Genomic DNA, 253 nt, shown 5'->3' on the forward strand with positions numbered 1-253 from the left:
GGAGGATCAAAATTTCGGAAATTCCGTTCCAAAAATGGAACCCTCTGCCTATATAGTAATAAGAGATCGACGCAGAGGCTGCAGCCCGGCGACGTACCGCCGAAGGCGATGGTGTAGCAGGCGACGGCGCAGGTCTGGACGACGGTGTTCTCCTGCCGCGTGAAGGGCCGCGGCGAGAAGCCGAGGCGCTCCAGCGCGCGCGTCCAGCCGCGGAGCGCGAGGAAGGCGAGCAGCGCGGCGGAGATGTTGAGCG

1 protein-coding gene is annotated in these 253 nt (G+C 63.6%); it reads right to left on the reverse strand.

Annotated features, from left to right (window positions below):
* A partial coding sequence (locus tag EUU22_RS26455) for an OPT/YSL family transporter (RefSeq protein ID WP_165351272.1) occupies positions 1–253 on the reverse strand: 253 nt, incomplete at both ends.

Origin of the sequence: Ciceribacter ferrooxidans (assembly GCF_004137355.1) — a bacterium.
In the GTDB taxonomy this organism is placed as follows: Bacteria; Pseudomonadota; Alphaproteobacteria; order Rhizobiales; family Rhizobiaceae; genus Allorhizobium; species Allorhizobium ferrooxidans.